At 71.4% G+C, this 18,399-nt stretch carries 19 protein-coding genes and 1 riboswitch; of the genes, 9 read left to right on the forward strand and 10 right to left on the reverse strand.

Going from position 1 to position 18,399, the window contains the following annotated elements:
• The first annotated feature begins 289 nt into the window (after positions 1-289).
• Genes sdhC through ABZ404_RS15085 form a run of 4 tightly spaced genes read left to right on the forward strand, consistent with a single transcriptional unit; the run spans position 290 to position 3,719 of the window.
• On the forward strand, positions 290-670 hold the full coding sequence (gene sdhC, locus ABZ404_RS15070) for a succinate dehydrogenase, cytochrome b556 subunit (protein WP_358831743.1): 381 nt from the start codon (positions 290-292) through the stop codon (positions 668-670).
• Positions 671-678: 8 nt separating this feature from the next.
• Positions 679-1,155 (forward strand): succinate dehydrogenase hydrophobic membrane anchor subunit, encoded by a 477-nt coding sequence (locus ABZ404_RS15075; protein WP_358831744.1) that lies wholly within the window; start codon positions 679-681, stop codon positions 1,153-1,155.
• Between the two features lie 30 nt (positions 1,156-1,185).
• Positions 1,186-2,940 carry a succinate dehydrogenase flavoprotein subunit gene (sdhA, locus tag ABZ404_RS15080; RefSeq protein ID WP_358831745.1) on the forward strand — a complete coding sequence of 585 codons (1,755 nt, stop codon included), beginning with the start codon at positions 1,186-1,188 and terminating at the stop codon, positions 2,938-2,940.
• Complete coding sequence (locus tag ABZ404_RS15085) at positions 2,940-3,719, forward strand: succinate dehydrogenase iron-sulfur subunit (RefSeq protein ID WP_358831746.1); 780 nt, start codon at positions 2,940-2,942, stop codon at positions 3,717-3,719. The genes sdhA and ABZ404_RS15085 overlap by 1 nt, the downstream gene beginning before the upstream one ends.
• A 76-nt stretch (positions 3,720-3,795) precedes the next feature.
• Here the strand turns inward: ABZ404_RS15085 and ABZ404_RS15090 are convergent, their stop codons facing one another.
• Positions 3,796-4,311 carry a MarR family transcriptional regulator gene (locus ABZ404_RS15090; protein WP_358831747.1) on the reverse strand — a complete coding sequence of 172 codons (516 nt, stop codon included), beginning with the start codon at positions 4,309-4,311 and terminating at the stop codon, positions 3,796-3,798.
• 91 nt (positions 4,312-4,402) lie between these two features.
• On the opposite strand from ABZ404_RS15090, the gene ABZ404_RS15095 reads away from it, so the two are divergent.
• Positions 4,403-5,668 (forward strand): MFS transporter, encoded by a 1,266-nt coding sequence (locus ABZ404_RS15095; RefSeq protein ID WP_358831748.1) that lies wholly within the window; start codon positions 4,403-4,405, stop codon positions 5,666-5,668.
• Between the two features lie 30 nt (positions 5,669-5,698).
• Positions 5,699-6,427 carry a TetR family transcriptional regulator gene (locus ABZ404_RS15100; RefSeq protein WP_358831768.1) on the forward strand — a complete coding sequence of 243 codons (729 nt, stop codon included), beginning with the start codon at positions 5,699-5,701 and terminating at the stop codon, positions 6,425-6,427.
• A gap of 17 nt (positions 6,428-6,444) precedes the next feature.
• Here ABZ404_RS15100 and ABZ404_RS15105 read toward each other — a convergent pair whose 3' ends face one another.
• Both ABZ404_RS15105 and ABZ404_RS15110 read right to left on the reverse strand, forming a co-directional pair.
• Positions 6,445-8,001: an ABC transporter substrate-binding protein gene (locus ABZ404_RS15105; RefSeq protein WP_358831749.1), complete on the reverse strand. Its 1,557-nt coding sequence runs from the start codon at positions 7,999-8,001 to the stop codon at positions 6,445-6,447.
• Between the two features lie 158 nt (positions 8,002-8,159).
• Positions 8,160-8,435 (reverse strand): hypothetical protein, encoded by a 276-nt coding sequence (locus tag ABZ404_RS15110; protein ID WP_358831750.1) that lies wholly within the window; start codon positions 8,433-8,435, stop codon positions 8,160-8,162.
• Positions 8,436-8,544: 109 nt separating this feature from the next.
• Here ABZ404_RS15110 and ABZ404_RS15115 point away from each other — a divergent pair, with 109 nt between their 5' ends.
• Positions 8,545-9,834 (forward strand): D-alanyl-D-alanine carboxypeptidase, encoded by a 1,290-nt coding sequence (locus ABZ404_RS15115; RefSeq protein WP_358831751.1) that lies wholly within the window; start codon positions 8,545-8,547, stop codon positions 9,832-9,834.
• On the opposite strand, the gene ABZ404_RS15120 is transcribed toward ABZ404_RS15115, so the two are convergent.
• The 4 genes from ABZ404_RS15120 to ABZ404_RS15135 are packed head-to-tail and all read right to left on the reverse strand — an operon-like array spanning position 9,788 to position 12,604.
• Positions 9,788-10,696, reverse strand: a complete 909-nt coding sequence (locus tag ABZ404_RS15120; protein WP_358831752.1) for a YihY/virulence factor BrkB family protein — start codon at positions 10,694-10,696, stop codon at positions 9,788-9,790. The genes ABZ404_RS15115 and ABZ404_RS15120 overlap by 47 nt on opposite strands.
• On the reverse strand, positions 10,684-11,112 hold the full coding sequence (locus ABZ404_RS15125; protein WP_358831753.1) for a GtrA family protein: 429 nt from the start codon (positions 11,110-11,112) through the stop codon (positions 10,684-10,686). The genes ABZ404_RS15120 and ABZ404_RS15125 overlap by 13 nt, the downstream gene beginning before the upstream one ends.
• The gene (locus ABZ404_RS15130) at positions 11,109-12,053 is read right to left on the reverse strand and encodes a decaprenyl-phosphate phosphoribosyltransferase (protein ID WP_358831754.1); all 945 of its coding nucleotides are present in this window, start codon (positions 12,051-12,053) and stop codon (positions 11,109-11,111) included. Before ABZ404_RS15130 ends, ABZ404_RS15125 begins: the two co-directional genes overlap by 4 nt.
• Positions 12,050-12,604, reverse strand: a complete 555-nt coding sequence (locus tag ABZ404_RS15135; protein ID WP_358831755.1) for a phosphatase PAP2 family protein — start codon at positions 12,602-12,604, stop codon at positions 12,050-12,052. Before ABZ404_RS15135 ends, ABZ404_RS15130 begins: the two co-directional genes overlap by 4 nt.
• A 187-nt stretch (positions 12,605-12,791) precedes the next feature.
• Between ABZ404_RS15135 and ABZ404_RS15140 the strand changes: the two genes are divergently transcribed.
• Together ABZ404_RS15140 and ABZ404_RS15145 are read left to right on the forward strand one after the other, a co-directional pair.
• Positions 12,792-14,147, forward strand: coding sequence for an FAD-binding oxidoreductase (locus tag ABZ404_RS15140; RefSeq protein WP_358831756.1), 1,356 nt, complete (start codon positions 12,792-12,794; stop codon positions 14,145-14,147).
• Between the two features lie 39 nt (positions 14,148-14,186).
• Positions 14,187-14,942 (forward strand): decaprenylphospho-beta-D-erythro-pentofuranosid-2-ulose 2-reductase, encoded by a 756-nt coding sequence (locus ABZ404_RS15145; RefSeq protein WP_358831757.1) that lies wholly within the window; start codon positions 14,187-14,189, stop codon positions 14,940-14,942.
• Positions 14,943-15,044: 102 nt separating this feature from the next.
• On the opposite strand, the gene ABZ404_RS15150 is transcribed toward ABZ404_RS15145, so the two are convergent.
• The 3 genes from ABZ404_RS15150 to glyA form a co-directional block, all read right to left on the reverse strand.
• Complete coding sequence (locus tag ABZ404_RS15150; protein ID WP_358831758.1) at positions 15,045-15,620, reverse strand: 2'-5' RNA ligase family protein; 576 nt, start codon at positions 15,618-15,620, stop codon at positions 15,045-15,047.
• Positions 15,621-15,770: 150 nt separating this feature from the next.
• On the reverse strand, positions 15,771-16,781 hold the full coding sequence (gene trpS, locus ABZ404_RS15155) for a tryptophan--tRNA ligase (protein ID WP_358831759.1): 1,011 nt from the start codon (positions 16,779-16,781) through the stop codon (positions 15,771-15,773).
• A 161-nt stretch (positions 16,782-16,942) separates the two neighbouring features.
• Positions 16,943-18,214, reverse strand: coding sequence for a serine hydroxymethyltransferase (glyA, locus tag ABZ404_RS15160; RefSeq protein ID WP_358831760.1), 1,272 nt, complete (start codon positions 18,212-18,214; stop codon positions 16,943-16,945).
• A gap of 26 nt (positions 18,215-18,240) precedes the next feature.
• Positions 18,241-18,330, reverse strand: a riboswitch (ZMP/ZTP riboswitch).
• Between the last annotated feature and the right edge of the window lie 69 nt (positions 18,331-18,399).

Consider the following 18,399-nt stretch of genomic DNA (forward strand, 5'->3'; position numbering starts at 1 on the left):
ACCCGCCCGCACACGAATCACCCATATCCTGAGCAACCACTTGGACCCGGACATCACGGGCGCGTTCCGCTGGACCCGCCCCCACCACCGGCCCCGTGACGGCCCGTGCGGGCCGCTCCCTAGCCCGTCCGTGGCTGATTGATTGCCTGTTTGATCACACCTGAGGACCCCGCGCGAACGAACCGACATCTCGTCGCTACGATGACCGGGGCCGGTGGACCGTACCCGGCCGGGTCAGACCGACAGTCAAGCCGGCCGGCCCTAGTCCCCGCTCCCGGAGGGTTTTTCCGTGCCGGCTGGAACGCTGTACCGCGGCCGGGAAGGTATGTGGTCGTGGGTGGCTCATCGAGTCACCGGTGTCCTCATTTTCTTCTTCCTGTTCGTCCATGTCCTCGACACCGCTCTCGTGCGTGTCTCCCCCGAGGACTACGACAAGGTCGTCGCTACCTACAAGACGCCGATCGTGGCGCTTCTGGAGTACGGCCTCGTCGCCGCCATCCTCTTCCACGCGCTCAACGGTCTCCGCATCATCGCGGTCGACTTCTGGGCCAAGGGCCCCCGCTACCAGAAGCAGATGCTCTGGTCCGTGGTGATCATCTGGCTCATCCTGATGATCGGCGCCGTCCTGCCCGTACTCGGCCACGCCGCCCGCGAACTGTTCGGGAGCTGAGGACTGACATGTCTGCCGAAACCACTTCCGCGATCGGCGAGGTCGAGGCCTCCGGCCCGTACGACGCCGACAACCCCGCGCCGCTCATCGAGGCCCCGCGCAAGCGGACCAAGAAGACGCCGAAGTCGACCCGCACCAACTTCGAGCTGTACGGCTGGCTGTTCATGCGGCTGTCCGGCATCGTCCTGGTGGTCCTCGTCGTCACCCACCTGTGCATCCAGCTGGTGCTCGACGGCGGCGTCTCCAAGATCGGCTTCGCCTTCGTGGCGGGCCGCTGGGCCAACCCGTTCTGGCAGGTCTGGGACCTGGCCATGCTGTGGCTCGCGATGCTGCACGGCGCCAACGGCCTGCGCACGGTCATCAACGACTACGCGCAGCGGGACAACACCCGCTTCTGGCTGAAGATGCTGCTCTACACCGCCACGGTGTTCACCGTCCTGCTGGGCACGCTGGTGATCTTCACCTTCGACCCGAACATCCGCTAGGCCACGGGCTGAGGGACTGAGGAATTTCTGATGAAGATCCACAAGTACGACACCGTCATCGTCGGCGCCGGCGGCGCCGGTATGCGCGCCGCCATCGAGGCGACGAAGCGCAGCCGCACCGCGGTGCTGACGAAGCTCTACCCCACCCGCTCCCACACGGGCGCGGCGCAGGGCGGCATGGCCGCCGCGCTCGCCAACGTGGAGGAGGACAACTGGGAGTGGCACACCTTCGACACGGTCAAGGGCGGTGACTACCTGGTCGACCAGGACGCCGCCGAGATCCTGGCGAAGGAGGCCATCGACGCCGTCCTCGACCTGGAGAAGATGGGCCTGCCGTTCAACCGCACCCCGGACGGCACCATCGACCAGCGCCGCTTCGGCGGTCACTCGCGCAACCACGGCGAGGCCCCGGTGCGCCGGTCCTGCTACGCCGCGGACCGCACCGGCCACATGATCCTCCAGACGCTGTACCAGAACTGCGTCAAGGAGGGCGTGGAGTTCTTCAACGAGTTCTACGTGCTCGACCAGCTCATCACCGAGGTCGACGGCGTCAAGACGTCCGCCGGTGTGGTGGCGTACGAGCTCGCGACCGGCGAGATCCACGTCTTCCAGGCGAAGTCCGTGATCTACGCGTCCGGCGGCACCGGCAAGTTCTTCAAGGTGACCTCCAACGCGCACACCCTGACCGGTGACGGCCAGGCCGCCTGCTACCGCCGGGGCATCCCGCTGGAGGACATGGAGTTCTTCCAGTTCCACCCGACGGGCATCTGGCGCATGGGCATCCTGCTGACGGAGGGCGCCCGCGGTGAGGGCGGCATCCTCCGCAACAAGGACGGCGAGCGCTTCATGGAGAAGTACGCGCCGGTCATGAAGGACCTCGCGTCCCGTGACGTCGTCTCGCGCTCCATCTACACCGAGATCCGTGAGGGCCGCGGCTGCGGTCCCGAGGGCGACCACGTCTACCTCGACCTCACGCACCTCCCGCCGGAGCAGCTGGACGCCAAGCTGCCCGACATCACGGAGTTCGCCCGGACGTACCTCGGTATCGAGCCGTACACGGACCCGATCCCGATCCAGCCCACCGCGCACTACGCGATGGGCGGCATCCCGACCAACGTCGAGGGTGAGGTCCTGGCGGACAACACCACCGTCGTCCCGGGTCTGTACGCGGCCGGCGAGGTCGCCTGTGTGTCGGTGCACGGCGCCAACCGCCTGGGCACCAACTCGCTCCTGGACATCAACGTCTTCGGCAAGCGCGCGGGCATCGCGGCGGCGGAGTACTCGGCGAAGGCCGACTTCGCCGAGCTGCCGGACAACCCGGCGGAGCTGGTGGAGACCCAGGTCAAGAACCTGCTGTCGTCGACCGGCACCGAGCGGGTGTCGGTGATCCGCAAGGAGCTCCAGGAGACCATGGACGCCAACGTCATGGTCTTCCGCACCGAGCAGACGATCAAGACGGCCGTGGAGAAGATCGCGGAGCTCCGCGAGCGCTACAAGAACGTCTCGGTCCAGGACAAGGGCAAGCGGTTCAACACCGACCTGCTGGAGGCCATCGAGCTGGGCAACCTGCTCGACCTGGCCGAGGTCATGGCCGTCTCCGCCCTGGCGCGCAAGGAGTCCCGCGGCGGTCACTACCGCGAGGACTACCCCAACCGCGACGACGTCAACTTCATGCGCCACACCATGGCGTACCGCGAGGTCGCGGACGGCGGCAAGGACTCGATCCGACTCGACTACAAGCCCGTCGTCCAGACCCGCTACCAGCCGATGGAGCGTAAGTACTGATGGCCACCCCCACTCTCGACAAGGCGGACAAGGCCGGCGCGCCGGAGCCCGGTTTCGCCGACTCGCCGTACATCACGGTCACCTTCCGGGTCCGCCGGTTCAACCCGGAGGTCTCGGCCGAGGCGACGTGGCAGGACTTCCAGCTGGAGATCGACCCGAAGGAGCGCGTGCTCGACGGTCTCCACAAGATCAAGTGGGACCTGGACGGCTCGCTCACCTTCCGCCGCTCCTGCGCCCACGGCATCTGCGGGTCCGACGCGATGCGGATCAACGGCAAGAACCGCCTCGCGTGCAAGACGCTGATCAAGGACATCAACCCGGAGAAGCCGATCACGGTCGAGCCCATCAAGGGCCTCACGGTCCTGAAGGACCTGGTCGTGGACATGGACCCGTTCTTCCAGGCGTACCGCGACGTAATGCCCTTCCTCATCACGAAGGACACCAACGAGCCGACGCGCGAGCGCCTTCAGTCGGCCGAGGACCGCGAGCGCTTCGACGACACGACGAAGTGCATCCTGTGCGCCGCGTGCACGTCCTCGTGCCCGGTGTTCTGGAACGACGGCCAGTACTTCGGCCCGGCGGCGATCGTCAACGCGCACCGCTTCATCTTCGACTCGCGTGACGAGGCCGGGGAGCAGCGCCTGGAGATCCTGAACGACAAGGACGGCGTGTGGCGCTGCCGCACCACGTTCAACTGCACGGACGCGTGCCCGCGAGGCATCGAGGTCACGAAGGCGATCCAGGAAGTGAAGCGCGCGCTGATCACGCGTCGCTTCTGACCGCCCGCGCAGTACGCGACCGAGGCCCCGCTTCCCGTTCCCGGGAGGCGGGGCCTCGGCCGTGCCGGGGGCCGGTTCAGCGCCCCTCGGCGACCACCATGATCCGTCGCAGCATGTCGTTGAGCAGCTCCCGCTCGGCGGGCGACAGCGCCCCGAGCACCCGGGACTCCTCGTCCCCCAGCATGTCCATCGCGCCCCGCCACACCGCGCGGCCGGAGTCGGTCAGCTCGACGTGGACCCGGCGCCGGTCCGTGGTGGAGGGCGTGCGGCGGACGTAGCCGCGCCGCTCCAGCGCGTCGATGCGCCCGGTGACGGACGCGGGCGCGAGGTCCAGGTCCATGGCGAGCTGCGAGGGCGTCGCCGTCCCGCCGCGCCCGGCCAGCTTGTGGAGCGTGTCGAACTCCGGCCGGTCGAGCGCGAAGTCGGCCAGGGACCGCTCCCGTACCCGGCGCAGGTGGCCGGAGAGCATCTTCATCCGGGTCACCGCGCCCTCGACGACCGGGTCGAGTCCCGGCAGCACGGGCAGCCACCGCTCCACGTGCCCGTCGGTCCAGTCGCGCTTCCCCTCGGCCCCGTCGTCTGCGTGCTCCATGCCCTGATCGTACGTAGGCGTCCGGATCCCAGCTCCTTCGGTTCCATATATTTCGTTGACGAATTATTCGGTTCCGAAATACATTCTCGGCATGCCCCTGCCACCGCTGCCCCATCCCCTGCGCACGCGCGCGTTCCGGCTGTTCTTCATCGGCCGCTCCCTGTCCCTGCTGGGCGACGCCGTGATCCCCGCCTCGCTCGCCCTCGCCGTGTACCTGGCGACCGGCTCCACCGCCGACCTCGCGCTCGTGCTCGGCTGCTCGATGGTCCCCCGGCTGCTGCTCCTGCCGGTCGGCGGTGTGATCGGCGACCGGCTGAACGCCCGGACCGTCGCGCTCGCCGCCGACCTCGTGCGCTGCGCCACCCAGCTCTTCGTCGGGGTCGAACTGCTCGGCGGCGACCCCCGGCTGTGGCAGATCGCGCTCGCCGAGGCGATCGGCGGCGCCGCCTCCGCGTTCGCGATGCCCGTCCAGGCGCCGCTGATCACCGGGACGGTCGAGGAGGAGAACCGGGGCCGCGCCAACGCGCTCCTCGGGGTGGTCTCCAGCGCCACCCGGGTGGGCGGTCCTGCGCTCGCCGGCGCGCTCATCCTCACCATCGGCCCCGGCTGGGCCTTCGTCCTGGACTCGGCGTCCTTCGCCGTCAGCGCGGCCCTGCTGAGCGCGATCCGGGTGCGGCACGTGCCGCTCGCCCGCAGCTCGCTGACCGCCGACCTCAAGGAGGGCTGGAGCGAGGTGCGCTCCCGGGACTGGTACTGGACCAGCCTGTTCGCCCACTCCGCGTGGAACGGCGCCGCCGCCGTCCTGATGACGCTCGGCCCGGCCATCGCCTTCGAGGAGTTCGACGGCAGGACGTTCTGGCTGGCCTTCCTCCAGGTGGGCGCGGTGGGCCTGCTGATCGGCTCGCTGGCCGCCGGACGCGCCCGGCCGAGGCGGCCCGTCCTCACCGCCAACCTGGGCCTGGCCACCTACGCCCTCCCGCTCACCCTGCTCGCGCTCTCCGCCCCGGCGCCGCTGGCCATCGCCGCGTACGGCATCGCCCAGGCGGGGCTCGGCTTCCTCTCGCCGGTCTGGGAGACGGCCGTGCAGTCGGCCGTTCCGGCCCACGCCCTGGCCCGGGTCACCTCCTACGACTGGCTGCTCTCGCTCGCGGCGATGCCCCTGGGGTACGCGCTCGCGCCCCTGGCCGCCGACGCCTGGGGCACCGGGGTGCCGCTGCTGGTGGCGGCCGCGGTGGTGGGCGGGGCCTGTCTGGCGACGGCGGCGGTGCCCGGGGTGCGGCGGTTCGGGCAGCCCGCCCCGGCCGTGCCCGTACCGGACCCGCCGACCCGCGCCGAGGGCGTCCCCGTGGCCGATTAGGCTCGTGCCGTGCCAGCAGAGAACGCGCGTGTGCCCGCCGAGTCCGAGCTCCGCCCGAGCAGGTCCGAGCCCGCCAAGGGCGAGCAGACCCGCACCCTGATCCTGGAGACCGCCATGCGGCTCTTCCAGGAGCTCGGGTACGACAGGACGACGATGCGGGCCATCGCCAAGGAGGCCGGGGTCTCCGTCGGCAACGCGTACTACTACTTCGCCGGCAAGGAGCACCTGATCCAGGGGTTCTACGACCGGATCGCCGCCGAACACCAGGCGGCGGTCCGGGACGTACTGGACCGCGAGACCGATCTGGAGGCGCGGCTGGCCGGGGTGCTGAGCGCCTGGCTGGACATCGCGGCCCCGTACCACGAGTTCGCCGCGCAGTTCTTCAAGAACGCGGCGGACCCCGACAGCCCGCTCAGCCCGTTCTCACCGGAGTCCGCGCACGCCCGCGAGGCCGCGATCGACGTGCACCGCGAGGTGCTGGCGGGGGCCCGCTCCAAGGTCCCCGCCGAACTCGCCGACGTCCTGCCGGAGTTGATGTGGCTGTCCCAGATGGGCCTGGTGCTGTACTGGGTGTTCGACCGCTCCGAGGGCCGCGAGCGCAGCTACCGGCTCGCCGCCCGCGGCGCCCGGCTCACCACGCGCGGCGTCGCGCTCGCCCGCTTCCGGGTGCTGCGCCCCCTCGTCCACGAGGTCCACGAGCTGTTCACGGACTTCCTGCCCGGCATGGCCCAGGCGGCGACGGCCCGCAAGAAGTCCTGAGCCGAGGGCACGGGCCCTCAGATCCAGTTCAGCTCCCACAGCCGCCACACGCCGGTCCCGTCCGACAGGTACTGCAGGCCGCTGACGCTGCGGCTGCTGACCACGTAGTCCTTGCCCTGCCACAGCGGGATCAGCGGCACGTCCTCGGCGACCTTGTCCTGGAGCGCCTTGAAGTCGTCGGCGGTGCGGCCCCGGTCGCTGTACTGCTGGGTGCGCTGGATGATGCCGTCGACGTCCTTGTCCGAGTACCCGGTGTGCAGGCTGTTCCCGGTGCCGACCAGCGGCTGGCTGAAGTTGTCCGGGTCGGGGAAGTCCGCGACCCAGCCCGCGGTGTACGCGTCGTAGACCCCGGCCGCGTAGTTCTTCTGCATCTTCGTCCAGTCGGCCTCGGCCAGCAGGTCGACCTCGAACAGACCGCCCTTCTCCAGCTGCGCCTTGAGCAGCTCCGCCTCGGCGCCGTTGGCCCCGAGCTTGCGGTAGGCGAGGGTGAACTTCACGGGTGTGCGCACGTCCGCCGACTTCAGCAGCGACCTCGCCCTGCCCACGTCCACCCTGGGGTAGGCGTCGAAGAAGGCGGTGCTGTGGCCGGTGAAGCCCTGCGGGATCAGCGAGAACAGCGGCTCGACCGTGCCGTCGTAGACCGAGGTGGCGAGCGCCGGCCGGTCGATCAGCGCGGCCAGCGCCTGGCGGACCTTGGTAGGGGCCAGCGGGTGGCCGGCCCGGACGTTGATGTTCAGGTTGCGGGTCTCGGCCCCGGGCGTCTCGCTGATGCGGATGTCCGGGTCACCGGGCGAGAGCTTGGCGAGCACCGTCGGCGGCATCTGCCGGTGCGCGACCTCGACCTGCCCGTCCTTCCACGCCTGATTGAGCTGGTCGGACTCGGCGTAGTAGCGCACCTCGATCGGCAGGCCCTTCTTGCCGACCGCCCCCCGGTAGTCCGGATTGGGCTCCAGGGTCGCGCTGCGGCCCTGCTTGTACGACTTCAGCAGATACGGGCCGGAGCCGACCACGCCGTCGCCCTTGCGCAGCGACGCCGCCGGGTACGCCCGGCTGTCGACGATCGACCCGGCGCCGGTCGCGAGCTTGGACGGGAAGGTGGCGTCCTTGGTCTTCAGGTTGAAGGTGACGGTGTCGCCGTCGGCCTTGACCGAGCCGAGGGAGGAGAGCAGCGAGGCCGGCCCCACATCGCTTCTGATCCTCATCACCCGGTCGAAGGAGAACTTGACGTCCGCCGCGGTCATCTTGCGCCCGGACGAGAAGGTCAGCCCCTCGCGCAGCTCGCACTGGTACGTCATCAGCTTCAGCCCGATGAACTGGCAGCCTCGCGCCGCGTCCGGCACCGGCACCGCCGAGCCGGGCTTGAAGGTCAGCAGCGTCTGGTAGACGTTGCTGTAGAGCGCCCAGGAACCGGCGTCATAGGCGCCGGCCGGGTCCAGGGACGTGATCGCGTCCGTCGTCCCGACCGCGATCGGGTCCTTCTTCTTCCCGTCGGACGGCAGCAGCTGCCATCCCCCCACCCCGACGACCACCAGTACCGCACAAATCGCCAGAATCCGCATACGGATCGACCGCATCGCCGTGCTCTCCTCGCAACGCCCCACCCTTCAGGCGTGCCGAACCCCCTCGCGCACCCCTGTGATGGCGCTCACCCAATCACACGGCTTTCACATGCGGAAGAGGAAATCTTCACTACACAGCTACTTGTTAGCCGCGCGTGACAAGGGGGGCGGAGCTAGTCGTTAGCGGTCCGTGACCCGGCCGTGGGAGCGGTCCCCGCGCGCAGAAGGCGTACGGAACGGAACCCGATGAGGCCCACACCCGTCCCCAGGAGAAAGGACACGACGGCGAGGGTGAGGTGCACCCAGAAGTACGCCGTCGGGTCCCCCGCGTCGTCGAAGGCCAGCCCGCTGCCGTCCTTCCACAGGTTCTTGACGAAAGTGATCCAGATGATCCAGCTCCACACTCCGAACGCGAGCAGGAACCAGGAGACGCGGCTGCTGAGCTTCATGGAATCAGTATCACCGGGGCGAAGCGGGCGCAGCCGGGCGGGTGGCGGCTCCCGGCGGGTCACCCCTCCGGTGTACGGATCGACACCTTCGGCCTGTACGTTCTCGTCCGTGTCTGCTGTGAAGAAGCCTGCCCGGATCGCCCTGGCGGTCGCGGTCGCCGCGCTGCTGCCCGCGCTCGCCGCCGCGCCCGCCTCGGCGCTGCCCCACGACGACAAACCGGGCACGCAGGGCCAGTCCGGCAAGCCCGGCAGGACCCGCGGGGACGCCGACCCGCCGCCCGCCGGCATGTCGACCGTCGGCGGCGCGCTGCTCGGGCAGCCCGGCACCCAGGTGAAGCTCGGCCCCGGCGCGCCGGTGCTGCCGATGGACCTCACCGGCCGCTCCTGGATCGTCGCGGACGCGGAGAACGGCCAGGTGCTCGCCGCGCACAACGCGCACTGGCGGCTGCCTCCCGCCTCCACCCTGAAGATGCTCTTCGCGGACACGGTGCTGCCCAAGTTCCCCCGGACCGACGTGCACACCGTCACCCCCACCGACCTGGAGGGCGTCGGCGAGGGCAGCAGCATCGTCCCCATCCACACCAACCTGCCGTACACCGTGCACGACCTGTGGCTCGGCGTCTTCCTGCGCTCCGGCAACGACGCCGTGCACGTGCTGTCGTCGATGAACGGCGGTGTGCCCAAGACCGTCCAGGACATGCAGGCGCACGCCGAGGACCTCCAGGCGCTCGACACCCATGTCGTCTCACCGGACGGCTACGACGCCCCGGGGCAGGTCTCCAGCGCCTACGACCTCACCCTGTTCGCCCGCTCGGGCCTGCAGAAGAAGGACTTCCGCGACTACTGCTCCACCGCCTCCGCCAAGTTCCCCGGCGCCGAGGGCAAGAACCACGAGCGCGACTACTTCGAGATCCAGAACACCAACCGGCTGCTCGTCGGCGAGCGGGGCCTCGACCCCTACAAGGGCATCGCGGGCGTCAAGAACGGCAACACCACCAACGCGGGCGCCACCTTCACCGGGGTCGCCGAGCGGGGCGGCCGGGTGCTGCTCGTCACCGTGATGAACCCGGACTCCTCCGAGGGCCAGGCCGTCTACAAGGAGGCCGCCCGTCTGCTGGACTGGGGCTTCTCGGCGGTCGGCAAGGTGACCCCGGTGGGCGAGCTCGTACCGCCCAGGTCGGCCCTTCCGGCGAACACCCCGCCGGGCTCGCAGCCGCCGTCGAGCGCCGGAGCCCAGGACCCCGCGAAGGCGGCGGTCACCACCCGCAAGGGGCCCGGCTCCGGTGGTGTCGCCACCGCGCTCGGCATCGCGGCGGGCGCCCTCCTGGTGGTCGCCGCCGGAGTGTTCCTGCTCAACCGGCGCTGGCCTCTTCCGGAGCTGGTGCGTCGAAAGCGGTGAGGGAGGGGTCGTCCTTCTTGGCGGGGGTGGCCGTCCAGGCGGCGCAGAACAGCAGCAGCTTCGCCGTGAAGTTGATCCACAGCAGCAGCGCGATGGGCACCCCGAACGCCCCGTACATGCTCTTGGCCGCGACCCCCTGCATATAGCCGCCGAGCAGCACCTTCAGCAGTTCGAACCCCACCGCGCCGATCGCCCCGGCGGTCAGCAGATGGCGGCGCGGCGGGGAGACCCCGGGCAGCAGGGTCAGGACGTACATCAGGACCAGGAAGTCGGCGGCGGCCGCCACCGCGATCGCCACGATCGCCACGAACACCCGGCCGACGCCGTTGTGCTCGAGACCGAGCTGGGCGGCGGCCCAGCCCACGGCCGTCGAGCCGAGCGAGGACGCGGCGAACGAGGCGAGTCCCGCGCCGCCGAGGCCGACCAGCACCCCGCCGTCCTTCAGCTTGCGCAGGAACGGGTTCTCCTCCTCGTCGTCCCGGTCCCACACCACTCGCAGACAGCCGCGCATCTGGCCGATCCAGCCGATGCCGGTGAACAGCAGCAGGGCGCCCGCGACGACCCCGACCGTGCCCGCGTTGCGGGTCAGGTCCTCAAGGTCGAGCTGGTCGGAGATGCCGGGGACCTGCTCGGCGAGGGTGTTCTGGAGCTTCTCCACCCGGCCCGGGGTCAGCACGGCGGCGGCCACGGCCGCGCTCACCGTGAGCAGCGGGAAGAGCGCGAGAAAGCTGATGAAGGTGATCGCGGCCGCGAGCCGGGACCAGCGCACCCGGTCGAGCCGCTCGTACGACCGCCACGCGTGCGTCCGCATCAGCCGGGCGGCCCACGGCCCGACGACGGGAAGGTTCTTCAGCCAGTCCATGACGTGCGAGTACCCTCCTCACCCCGGAAGACAAGCGTCCGGGTCCCCCAGAAGCGCAGGCAGGTGGCGAGTGCCATGCCGAACACCCCGCCCGAGAGCGTGTCGGCGCGCGGCGAGGTGAGGCCGAGGCCGTAGTGGGTGACGGCCAGACAGAGCAGCTGCACCAGCGCGCCCGCGATGTTGACCGCGAAGAACACGGCGTACTCGCGGCCCCCGGCCCGGCTGCCCCGGTAGGTCCCGAAGGCGTTGCCGAGGTACGCGACGGTGCACCCGGCCACGAAGGACAGGCACTTGGCGGCCAGCGGGTCCCAGGCGAGCGACGACCGCAGCCACACGAACAGGCCGAGGTCGACGGCGTACGCGAGGCTCCCGGCGAGTGCGAAGCCGACCAGCTCGGCCCGGCGCACGCCCCTCACAGATCCGACACCGCCAGCCCGTACAGCGCGATCCACACCAGCGCGATGACCACCAGCGCCCGGTCGCGCAGCACCACGTCCTCGGGGGCGCCCGCGCTCCCCCGGTCGGCGAAGACGGCGTACCGCAGGATCCCGCCGATGAACGGGACCATCGACAGCTGCCGCCACGGCAGCAGCGAGCCACCGGTCATGCCGCCGCTCTCCAGTGCCCACATGCAGTACGCGAGGACCGCGACCCCGGCCGCGAGCTGCCAGACGAACCGCAGATAGCCGGTGGTGTACGCGTCCAGGAGCGCGCGGGTGGCACCGCCGCGCCCCTCCATCTGGACGGCTTCCGAGTACCGCTTGGCCGCGACCATGAACAGCGCGCCGAACCCGGCGGTGATCAGGAACCAGCGCGAGAGCGGGATGGCGAGCGCCACCCCGCCGATCATGGCCCGCATCAGGAACCCGGCGGTGACCACGACGAGGTCGACGACGAGGACGTGCTTGAGCTTGACGCAGTAGGCGAGCTGCATCAGCACGTACCCGGTGAGCAGGGTCGCCGTCATGGCGTTGCAGGTGAGGGCCGCGCCGAGCGGGGCGAGCAGCGCGAGCAGTCCCCCGGTGGCGTACGCGACGGGCACCGGCACCTGGCCGGTGGCCACCGGGCGGTGGCGTTTGTGCGGGTGCGCGCGGTCGGCGTCGGCGTCGCGCGCGTCGTTGACGAGGTAGACGGCGGAGGCGGCGGCCGTGAACAGGACGAAGACCACCACGAGTTGGCGCAGGGTGTCCCGCGAGTCGAGCTGCCCGGCGGCGGCGGGCGCGGCGGCCACCAGCACGTTCTTGATCCACTGCCGGGGGCGCGCGGTCCTGAGCACGCCGGCGGGCACGCCGAGCGCGCGCCGCCCCGGGTGCCGGGCGACCGGCTCGTCGAGGACGGCGAGGCCGGGGCGGCTCATGCGGCGGCTCCCGCTGCGGGACGCGGCCGGGCGGGTGGGCGCGGCCGGCCCAGCCACCGTGTCCCCAGCCGTGCCGTGGCCCCGCCCATCAGCGCTCCGGCCAGCACGTCGGAGGGGTAGTGGACGCCGGCGACCAGCCGGGACACGCACATCGCGGCGGCGAGCGGCGGCACCAGACGCGCCCCGGCGGGCCGCAGCGCGCCGTAGGCGACGGCCGCCGCCGCGGCCGAGGCGGCGTGCGAGCTGGGGAAGGAGTGCCGCCCGGCGGTGCGCACCAGCGGCTCGCGCGCGGGCAGGAGCGGCCGGGGCCGGCGCACCACCCGCTTCACGCCCACGCTGGCCAGGTGCGCGCCCGCGACCAGCGCGGCCCCGCGCAGCCAGCCCGTACGCCGCTCCCGGTCCAGGGCGGCGGCCAGCGCCCCGCCCGCCAGCCACACCGCCGCGTGCTCCCCGGCGAAGGAGAACGCGCGGGCGGCCGCGGCCACCCGTGGCTCGGCGCCGCAGTCCCGCAGCGCCGCCAGCAGCCGGTGATCCGCGTCGGAGTACCGCATCTGCCACCCCAATCCCGTGAGACAGCCCCGCCGATCGGCCGTCGGCCGTACGCGACTCTCCCCGGCGGCGGCGCCGGATGCGCGTCAATGCCGCTTGACACTCACTCAATCACCCATTTCGGTGAGCACCACACCAAAAAGGGCATAACGCCACATTCCTCGGAGCGGCCCCGCTACGGTCGCTGTCATGCCTGCCGCCACCGCCCCGACGCCCGTGACCGGCTGGGGCCGCACCGCCCCGACGGCCGCCCGGCTGGTCCGCCCGCGTACGTACGAGGAGGCGGTGGCCGCCGTCCTCGCGGGCGGGGCACGCGGGTCCATCGCCCGGGGCCTGGGCCGGGCCTACGGCGACGCCGCGCAGAACGCGGGGGGCGCCGTCCTGGACATGACCGGCCTCGACCGGGTCCGCGCCATCGACGCCGAGGCGGGCGTGGTGGTCTGCGAGGCGGGGGTCAGCCTGCACCGCCTGATGGAGGTCCTGCTGCCGCTGGGCTGGTTCGTACCGGTGACGCCCGGGACCCGGTACGTCACGGTCGGCGGCGCGATCGGCGCGGACATCCACGGCAAGAACCACCACGGCTCGGGCTCCTTCTCCCGCCATGTCCGCGCCCTCGACCTCCTCACCGCCGACGGCACCGTCCGCCGGCTCACCCCCACGGACGAGCTGTTCCACGCGACGGCGGGCGGCATGGGCCTGACGGGGCTGATCCTCGCCGCCGAACTGCGCCTGCACCCCGTCAGGACGTCCCTGATGTCGGTGGACACCGAACGGGCGGCGGACCTGGACGACCTGATGGCGAGGCTGACCGCGACCGACCACCGCTACCGCTACTCGGTGGCCTGGATCGACCTGCTCGCCAGGGGCGCGCGGACGGGCCGGGCGGTCCTGACGCGCGGCGATCACGCGCCCCTTGAGGCGCTGCGGGGCCGCGCGAGCAGAGCGCCCCTGCACTTCGCCCCGCCCCGGCTCCCGCCCGCCCCGCGCCACCTCCCCGGGGGCCTGCTGACCCGCGCCTCGGTGTCCGCGTTCAACGCGCTCTGGTACCGCAGGGCCCCCCGGCACCGCACCGGGGAACTCCAGTCGATCGCCACGTTCTTCCACCCCCTGGACGGCGTCCCGCACTGGAACCGGATCTACGGCAGGGCCGGCTTCGTCCAGTACCAGTTCGTGGTCGGCCACGGCCAGGAGGAGACCCTGCGCCGGGTGGTGCGCCGGATCGCGCGCCGGGGCTGTCCGTCCTTCCTCGCGGTGCTCAAGCGCTTCGGCGAGGCCGACCCGGGCTGGCTCTCCTTCCCGGTCCCCGGCTGGACCCTGGCCCTGGACATCCCGGCCGGTCTGCCGGGCCTGGCGGGGTTCCTGGACGAACTGGACGAGGAGGTGGCGGGCGCGGGCGGCCGGATCTACCTGGCGAAGGACTCCCGGGTACGCCCGGAGGTCCTGGAAGCCATGTACCCGCGCCTGGCCGCGTTCCGCGCCCTGCGCCGCGAACTGGACCCGGACGGGGTCTTCGTCTCCGACCTCTCCCGCCGTCTGCACCTCTGAAGGACCGCCCGCTTCCCCGGAGTTACGAGGAGTCATGAGATGAAGGACGCGTTCGGCACCCCCCAGTCCCTGCTGATCCTGGGCGGCACCTCCGAGATCGGCCTGGCCACCGCCCGCCGCCTGGTGGCCCGCCGCACCCGTACGGTCTGGCTGGCCGCCCGGCCCTCGCCCGCGCTGGACGCGGCGGCGGCGGAGCTGCGCGAGCTCGGCGCGGACGTGCACACGCTCGCCTTCGACGCGCTGGACGCGGAGTCGCACGAGCAGGCCCTGGGCAGGGTCTTCGCCCAGGGCGACATCGACATGGTCCTGCTGGCGTTCGGCATCCTGGGCGACCAGGTGCGGGACGAGGGATCGCCCCTTGCGGCGGTACGGGTCGCGCAGACCAACTACACCGGCGCGGTCTCCGCCTCCCTGATCTGCGCCAAGGCCCTCCAGAGCCAGGGCCACGGCTCCCTGGTGGTGCTCTCCTCGGTGGCGGGCGAACGCGCCCGCCGCGCCAACTTCATCTACGGCTCCAGCAAGGCCGGCCTGGACGCCTTCACCCAGGGCCTGGGCGACGCGCTCCACGGCTCCGGCGTCCACGTGATGGTGGTGCGGCCCGGCTTCGTCCGCACCAAGATGACGTCCGGCCTCCCGGAGGCCCCCCTGGCGACCACGCCCGAGGCGGTGGCCGAGTCCATCGAGACGGGCCTGCGCAGGCGGGCGGAGGTGGTGTGGGTGCCGGGGACGCTCAGGGTGGTGATGTCCGCGCTGCGGCACGTCCCGAGGCCGCTGTTCCGGCGCCTGCCGGTGTAGGAACCTCCGGGCCAGGAGGGCGGCTGCGGACCGTGATGGGTCGCCCGCGCGGTTCCCCGCGCCCCTGGGTAGCCAGGGGCGCGAAGGCGGAGCCCCTGGGGCTCAGGCCCGCACGGACGGCTCGTCCCGCGAGCCGCCCTGCGCGGGCACCCCGCTCAGGCCGAACCCGTACTCGTACAGCTTCCGCCAGACCCCGTCCGCACCCTGCTCGTACAGGGCGAAGCCGCCGCACGTCCACTCCGCCTCGAACCCGGCCAGCTCCTCGAACGCCCGGTCCATCCCCTCCTCGGAGATGCCGTGCGCCACCGTCACATGCGGGTGGTAGGGAAAGTGGAGCTCGCGCACGAGCGGCCCGGCCTCGTCCCGCACCCGCTGCTGGAGCCAGGCGCAGTCCGCGCCGCCCTCGACGACCTGCACGAACACCACCGGCGACAGCGGCCGGAACGTCCCCGTCCCGGACAGGCGCATCGGGAAGGCCCGCCCGGCCGAGGCGACCTCGGCCAGGTGGGCCCGGATCGCCGGCAGGCGTGCCGCGTCGACCTCGGTGGGCGGCACGAGGGTGACATGCGTGGGAATCCCGTACGCGGCGGGATCACCGAAGCCCGCGCGCCGCTCCTGGAGCAGGCTGCCGTACGGCTCCGGGACCGCGATCGAAACGCCGAGCGTTACGGTCCCCACGTCGTTCTCCTCCGTCGTTGTCCGGGTACGTCTGTGTCCGTCAGTGTGCAGTGTGGCGGGCGCCCGGCCCTTCTGGCCAGAGCCCTCGGCCGGGCCGTCGCTCCCGTGGCCCGGAGCACGCCCCCCGCACCCCCCGTGTCCGGGCGCGGCTCAGTGCTTGGCGGGCAGGAACCCCACCCGCTCGTATGCCGTGGCCAGCGTCTCGGCGGCGACCGCCCGCGCCTTCTCCGCACCCTTGGCCAGGACAGAGTCCAGCGTCTCGGGGTCGTCCAGATATTCCTGGGTCCGGTCCCGGAACGGAGTGACGAAGTCCACCATCACCTCGGCGAGGTCCGTCTTGAGCGCCCCGTACATCTTGCCCTCGTACGCCGTCTCCAGCTCGGGGATCGTCCGGCCGGTGAGGGTGGAGTAGATGGTGAGCAGATTGGAGACGCCCGGCTTGTTCTCGGCGTCGTACTTGATCACCGTGTCCGTGTCGGTGACCGCGCTCTTGACCTTCTTGGCCGTGGTCTTCGGCTCGTCGAGCAGGTTGATCAGGCCCTTCGGCGTGGACGCCGACTTGCTCATCTTGATCGACGGGTCCTGGAGGTCGTAGATCTTCGCGGTCTCCCGGAGGATGTACGGGCTGGGGATCTTGAACGTCTCCCCGAAGCGGCCGTTGAAGCGCTCGGCCAGGTCGCGGGTGAGCTCCACGTGCTGGCGCTGGTCCTCACCGACCGGGACCTCGTTGGCCTGGTAGAGCAGGATGTCCGCGACCTGGAGGATCGGGTACGTGAAGAGGCCGACGGTGGCGCGGTCGGCGCCCTGCTTCGCCGACTTGTCCTTGAACTGCGTCATACGGGACGCCTCGCCGAAGCCCGCCAGGCAGTTCATGACCCAGGCGAGCTGGGCGTGCTCGGGCACATGGCTCTGCACGAAGAGCGTGCAGCGCTCGGGGTCGAGCCCGGCGGCGAGGAGCTGGGCGGCGGCGAGCCGGGTGTTGGCCCGCAGCTCCCTCGGGTCCTGCGGAACGGTGATCGCGTGCAGGTCCACGACCATGTAGAACGCGTCGTGGGACTCCTGCAGCGCCACCCACTGGCGGACCGCGCCGAGGTAGTTGCCGAGGTGGAACGAGCCGGCGGTGGGCTGGATTCCGGAGAGCACTCGCGGGCGATGCTGCATGGCGGAGCCATTCCCCTGAGGGTGGTGGTGGGCGACGGGCGGGCGATCAGAGGCCATGTTCATCATTCTCTCAGGTGCCGCCGACAGCTCGGAAACGGTGGGGATACGGCAGGAGAGGAGGAACACAGTGTGTTCCTCCTCTCCCTCCGGGTACGGCGGTGCTACCGCGTGGGCAGCCCCGGCGCCGGGAACGCGGCCATCAGCTCGGCCACCTCGTCCCGGATCACCGCGAGGGCGTCCTCGTCGCCGCCGCGGGCCGCGCCGACGCCCCGGTCGATCCAGTCGGCCACGGCCGCCATGTGCTCGGTGCCGAGGCCGCGCGAGGTGAGGGAGGGGGTGCCGATGCGGATGCCGGAGGGGTCGAACGGCTTCCTGGGGTCGTAGGGGACGGTGTTGTAGTTGACGACGATCCCGGCCCGGTCGAGGGCCTTGGCGGCGACCTTTCCGGGGACGTCCTTGGGGGTCAGGTCCATCAGGATCAGATGGTTGTCGGTGCCGCCGGAGACCAGGTCGAAGCCGCGCGCGAGGAGCTGCTCGGCGAGCGCCCGGGCGTTGGCGACGACGGACCGGGCGTAGTCGCGGAAGGAGGGCTGGGCCGCCTCGTGCAGGGCGACGGCGATCGCGGCCGTGGTCTGGTTGTGCGGGCCGCCCTGGAGGCCGGGGAAGACGGCCTTGTCGACGGCCTTGGCGTGCTGCTCGCGGGACATGAGCATGGCGCCGCGCGGGCCGCGCAGCGTCTTGTGGGTGGTCGTGGAGATCACGTCCGCGTACGGGGCCGGGGACGGGTGGGCGCCGCCGGCGATCAGGCCCGCGATGTGGGCGACGTCCGCGACCAGCACGGAGCCCGCCTCCCGGGCGATCTGGGCGAAGGCGGCGAAATCGATGGTGCGGGGCAGGGCGGTGCCGCCGCAGAAAATGATCTTCGGCCGTTCCTTGAGGGCGAGTTCGCGCACCTCGTCGAAGTCGATCAGGCCGGTGTCGTGGCGTACGCCGTACTGCACGCCCCGGAACCACCTGCCGGTCGCGGAGACGCCCCAGCCGTGGGTGAGGTGGCCGCCCATCGGCAGGGCCATGCCCATCACGGTGTCGCCCGGCTCGGCGAAGGCGAGGTAGACGGCGAGGTTGGCGGGCGAGCCGGAGTAGGGCTGGACGTTGGCGTGCTCGACGCCGAACAGCGCCTTGGCCCGCTCCACCGCGAGCGTCTCGACCTGGTCGATGTTCTGCTGGCCCTCGTAGTAGCGGCGCCCCGCGTAGCCCTCGCTGTACTTGTTCTGGAGCACCGTGCCGGAGGCTTCGAGGACCGCCCGCGAGACGTAGTTCTCGCTGGGGATCAGCCGCAGGGTGTCCGACTGGAGCCGCTCCTCGGCGGCGACCAGCGCGGCGAGTTCGGGGTCGGTGGCGGAAAGGGCCGGGTGGGAAAGGGGCAGGTTCATGGCGTCCTCCGGGGTCCGTGATGGTCCCGGGGTGCCCAGGCGGGCGGCACCTCGTGCGCGTGGCACGCACGGCTTCCCCGAGGTCGCTTCCCCGTGCGCCAGTCGCCGTACGTACCACCCACCCTAACGGGCACACCGGGAATCAAGGTTTCCCCGTCCAGCATCCGAGCGACGAGAGAAACTGG

The organism is Streptomyces sp. NPDC005878, from assembly GCF_040629815.1.
Lineage (GTDB): Bacteria > Actinomycetota > Actinomycetes > Streptomycetales > Streptomycetaceae > Streptomyces.

Excerpts from the sequence above, each read along its gene's own strand:
- ABZ404_RS15095 (WP_358831748.1), top strand. The coding sequence starts at position 4,403 with ATGCCCCTGCCACCGCTGCCCCATCCCCTGCGCACGCGCGCGTTCCGG.
- ABZ404_RS15120 (WP_358831752.1), bottom strand. The coding sequence starts at position 10,696 with ATGGACTGGCTGAAGAACCTTCCCGTCGTCGGGCCGTGGGCCGCCCGG.
- ABZ404_RS15140 (WP_358831756.1), top strand. The coding sequence starts at position 12,792 with ATGCCTGCCGCCACCGCCCCGACGCCCGTGACCGGCTGGGGCCGCACC.
- ABZ404_RS15085 (WP_358831746.1), top strand. The coding sequence starts at position 2,940 with ATGGCCACCCCCACTCTCGACAAGGCGGACAAGGCCGGCGCGCCGGAG.
- ABZ404_RS15145 (WP_358831757.1), top strand. The coding sequence starts at position 14,187 with ATGAAGGACGCGTTCGGCACCCCCCAGTCCCTGCTGATCCTGGGCGGC.
- ABZ404_RS15110 (WP_358831750.1), bottom strand. The coding sequence starts at position 8,435 with ATGAAGCTCAGCAGCCGCGTCTCCTGGTTCCTGCTCGCGTTCGGAGTG.
- ABZ404_RS15130 (WP_358831754.1), bottom strand. The coding sequence starts at position 12,053 with ATGAGCCGCCCCGGCCTCGCCGTCCTCGACGAGCCGGTCGCCCGGCAC.
- trpS (WP_358831759.1), bottom strand. The coding sequence starts at position 16,781 with ATGCAGCATCGCCCGCGAGTGCTCTCCGGAATCCAGCCCACCGCCGGC.
- sdhA (WP_358831745.1), top strand. The coding sequence starts at position 1,186 with ATGAAGATCCACAAGTACGACACCGTCATCGTCGGCGCCGGCGGCGCC.
- glyA (WP_358831760.1), bottom strand. The coding sequence starts at position 18,214 with ATGAACCTGCCCCTTTCCCACCCGGCCCTTTCCGCCACCGACCCCGAA.
- ABZ404_RS15075 (WP_358831744.1), top strand. The coding sequence starts at position 679 with ATGTCTGCCGAAACCACTTCCGCGATCGGCGAGGTCGAGGCCTCCGGC.
- ABZ404_RS15135 (WP_358831755.1), bottom strand. The coding sequence starts at position 12,604 with ATGCGGTACTCCGACGCGGATCACCGGCTGCTGGCGGCGCTGCGGGAC.
- ABZ404_RS15090 (WP_358831747.1), bottom strand. The coding sequence starts at position 4,311 with ATGGAGCACGCAGACGACGGGGCCGAGGGGAAGCGCGACTGGACCGAC.
- ABZ404_RS15105 (WP_358831749.1), bottom strand. The coding sequence starts at position 8,001 with ATGCGGTCGATCCGTATGCGGATTCTGGCGATTTGTGCGGTACTGGTG.